The sequence below is a fragment of the Mesorhizobium sp. M2C.T.Ca.TU.002.02.1.1 genome (assembly GCF_003997225.1).
Genome location: NZ_RZTO01000684.1, coordinates 1 through 3,407, shown reverse-complemented (window position 1 = coordinate 3,407; position 3,407 = coordinate 1). Strand labels below are relative to the sequence as shown.

General features: G+C 65.1%; 4 protein-coding genes and 1 pseudogene. 2 read left to right on the top strand and 3 right to left on the bottom strand.

What is annotated here, in order from left to right; genetic code table 11:
* The coding region (ruvX, locus tag EOD07_RS27505; protein WP_127237631.1) for a Holliday junction resolvase RuvX at positions 1–348 on the top strand (348 nt) is incomplete at its 5' end.
* On the opposite strand, the gene EOD07_RS27500 is transcribed toward ruvX, so the two are convergent.
* The 3 genes from EOD07_RS27500 to EOD07_RS27490 form a co-directional block, all read right to left on the bottom strand.
* Positions 290–631, bottom strand: a complete 342-nt coding sequence (locus tag EOD07_RS27500) for a DUF6105 family protein (RefSeq protein ID WP_127237630.1) — start codon at positions 629–631, stop codon at positions 290–292. The genes ruvX and EOD07_RS27500 overlap by 59 nt on opposite strands.
* Entirely contained in the window at positions 631–1,188 is a 558-nt protein-coding gene (locus EOD07_RS27495) for a hypothetical protein (RefSeq protein ID WP_127237629.1), read from the bottom strand. Before EOD07_RS27495 ends, EOD07_RS27500 begins: the two co-directional genes overlap by 1 nt.
* A 190-nt stretch (positions 1,189–1,378) precedes the next feature.
* A complete protein-coding gene (locus tag EOD07_RS27490; RefSeq protein ID WP_041000828.1) occupies positions 1,379–3,007 on the bottom strand; it encodes a DNA alkylation response protein in 1,629 nt (542 codons plus the stop codon).
* 218 nt (positions 3,008–3,225) lie between these two features.
* Between EOD07_RS27490 and pyrB the strand changes: the two are divergent.
* Positions 3,226–3,407: pseudogene (pyrB, locus tag EOD07_RS27485) on the top strand (aspartate carbamoyltransferase catalytic subunit); the annotation flags it as partial.

Sequence of the window (3,407 nt, the reverse complement as noted above, 5' to 3'; positions counted from 1 at the left end):
GTCATTCTGCGCAAGAAGTTCTCCCTCGATGCCGCCCAGCTGCTCGCTCAGCTCGAGAAGGACAATGTCGGCGCCGTCGTGCTAGGCTTCCCGGTCAACATGGACGGCTCGGAAGGGCCTCGTGCGCAAAAATCGCGCGCGTTCGTCCGCAACATGGCGCCGCTTTCCGACCTGCCCTTCGTGCTGTGGGACGAGCGGCTGTCGACGGTCGCGGCCGAGCGGACGCTGATCGAGATGGATTTCTCGCGCAAGAAGCGCGCCGGCAAGATCGATTCGGCGGCCGCAGCCTTTATTCTGCAGGGAGCGTTGGACCGGCTTCAGTCGCTCGGCCGAGCCGATCCGGACTGATATCGCCCTGCCGCCGCTGCCTGATCCATTCGGCGATGTTGCGCCGGCGGCGGAAAGCCCAAAGGCCCATCAGCAGGAAAAAGTCGAAAACGCAGGTTCGCGCCACCATGCCCGGGATAATCGCCGGATCGATGCCCAGCATCTGGCCGTAGAGCTGGAAGACGAAATCGTGCAGCTGGCGGCTGAGCATCACATAACCGAAATTCATGTCGTTGAGCGACAGGAAGAACCATCCCCAGAAGATGGCCATCGGAGCAGCCCACAGTGCGAACAGCGTGCGCATCAGCGGCTGCCTCCTGGCTTGCGTTCCGGACGGCCGGATATGCGGGAAAGCAGCGAACTGTGCGCGGCGCCCATCGCCATGCGCGAGGCGGCGCGAACATCGCCCTCTGGCAAATTCATTGCCGCGAAGGTGGAGCGGCGTTCGGCCAGCACGGCGATGTAGGAGGCAAGCAGCGCCGTCATCTGGATGGCGACGATCATGAACAGGCCGTCAATGCCTTGCGCCACACCGCCGATGAGGATCAGCGAAAGCAGGAACGATGCCGAGATGAAGGCGATCCGCGCCACGCTCTCGCCCGCGTCCGCCCTCGCCGCCGCGTTCAGCAGCGTTTCGACGAAGGCCCAGCAGAACAACACCGCGACGGTCAGGAGCGCGATCGAGAGCGGCGCCAGCACGGCAACATTTTCAAGCTCGGGAAACCGGTTGGCCTGGACCGAGAGACCAAGCACGCCAAGCGCCGTCGCTATGCCGCGGCTGCCGTCCATGCAGATATAGGCAAGCAGGGCGAAAACGACCGCCCAATGCAAGGCCAGAACTGAGCTTAACACGTGCCGCATGCGCTTCCCGCTGGCGGAGCTCGGGGAGGCCATGGTTAACCGTTCCCTACTCCAGCAAACGGAGATTGGGCCTTGCAACGGTTCACCGCAATGGAAACCATTTGTTAAGGTTAACAGCTATCCACAGCTCGGCAATCCGCATTGGCGCATCAAGCCGAAGAGCGGGAAGCGGTTTTGGTTTAGAGCGGGATCAGGTCACCGGCGGATAGAGCGTGTCGATGATCATGCGCGCGTCGTGGCGCGAATCGAGCATACCGTAGGTGGTGCGCCACTGGCCGCCCAGCCGCGTTTCGACGAAAGCGTCGGCGATCCGCCCTGCTCCCAGCCGGCGCAGCTCCGCCGCCGCGGCCGAAAGCGCGAGCTGCTCGGTGAGCAGGCGCGCCGAGCCCTGGTCGGTCGCGGCGACCTGCATGGCAGCCTTGAGCACGCCGATGGTGCCGCGCCCGCCGGTGCCGAGATCGCGGTCGATGCCGGCCAGCACCTCCTCGAACAGGCCGGGCGCACGGCCGAGCACGCGCAGCACGTCGAGCGCCATGACATTGCCCGAGCCTTCCCAGATCGCGTTGACCGGCGCCTCCCGATAGTAGCGGGCGAGCGGCGCTTCCTCGACATAGCCGTTGCCGCCCAGGCACTCCATCGCTTCGTAAAGCAGCCCCGGCGCGATCTTGCAGACCCAGTATTTGACGACCGGCGTCATGGCGCGGGCGAAGGCCGCCTCGCCACGGTCGCTTGCCGCCTCGTCGAAGGAGCGCGCCAGCCGGAACGATAGCGCCGTAGCCGCGGCGACATCGAGCGCCATGTCGGCAAGAACCCGCTGCATCAGCGGCTGGTCGATCAGGTTCGAGCCGAACACCTGCCGATGGCGCGTGTGGTGGACGGCCTCGGCAAGCCCTGCCCGCATCAGCGCCGACGAAGCGACCGCGCAGTCGAGCCTCGTCAGCGTCACCATGTCCATGATCGTCTTGACGCCGGCGCCCGGGTCGCCGACCATCTCGCCGATCGCGTTGACGAACTCCACCTCAGACGAGGCGTTCGATCGGTTGCCGAGCTTGTCCTTCAGCCGCTGGAAGCGGAAGCCGTTGCCGGAACCGTCGCCCAGGATGCGCGGGACAAGGAAGCAGGACAGTCCCTCCGGAGCCTGGCCAAGCACCAGGAAGGCATCCGACATCGGCGCCGACATGAACCATTTGTGGCCGGTCAACCGGTAGAAGCCGCTTCCCGTTCGCTCGGCCCGGGTCGTATTGGCGCGCACATCCGTGCCGCCCTGCTTCTCCGTCATGCCCATGCCGAGCGTCAGCCCGGTCTTCTGCACCGGCGGCTTCTGCGTCTGGTCGTATTTGCGCGTCGTCACGCGCGGCGCCCATTCGCGGAAAAGCTTCGGGCTCGCCATCAGCGCCGCCAGCGAGGCGCTGGTCATGGTGATCGGACACAGATGCCCGGTCTCGAGTTCCGCTGTCAGATAGAAGCGCGCCGCCCGCACCTGATGGCGGCGGCCGATCTCGGCATCGCCGTTTTCCCACACGGAAGAATGCAGGCCGCCGGCAATCGAGCGGCGCATCAGGGCGTGATAGGCCGGATGGTATTCGACCAGGTCGAGGCGCCGGCCCTGGCGGTCATGCGTCCGCAATTTCGGCGTATCGGTGTTGGCGAGGCGGGCAAGCTCCTGCGCCTCCTGCGTCATCACGAACCGGCCAAGCCCATCGAGATCCTTGCGCACGGGATCGGAAAAACGCTCGGCAAGCTGGATGAGCAGCGGATCGCCCCGCCATGCATTGCCGCCCGTCAACGGCGGCGGCTGGTTGATCACCTCGTCGGTCACGCCCAATCCTTCAGTTGCCCAATCCTTCAATTGGCCGAGAGGTTCTTAGCATTTCCAAGGCCGCGGTCGCGAATCCGAAGCCCCCAGCCTTATAGCCCAAGCCACGCCTTATAGCCCAAGCCACGGAAGGCGCGCGACGAAAATACCGGGGAGAACGCCCGCAATCCAAAGCTGGCGCTTGCGGCAGGCCGGACCGCACCCTATAGCAGCGCCTTGAGATGACCGACGCTTCGTCCCTGCCGCTCTTTCCCCACCGCCATCTTCTGGGCATCCGCGATCTTTCCCCCGCCGATATCGAGCTGTTGCTCGATCGGGCGGACCAGGCCGTGGCGATCTCACGGCAATCGGAAAAGAAGACTTCGACGCTGCGCGGCCGCACCCAGATCAACCTCTTCTACGA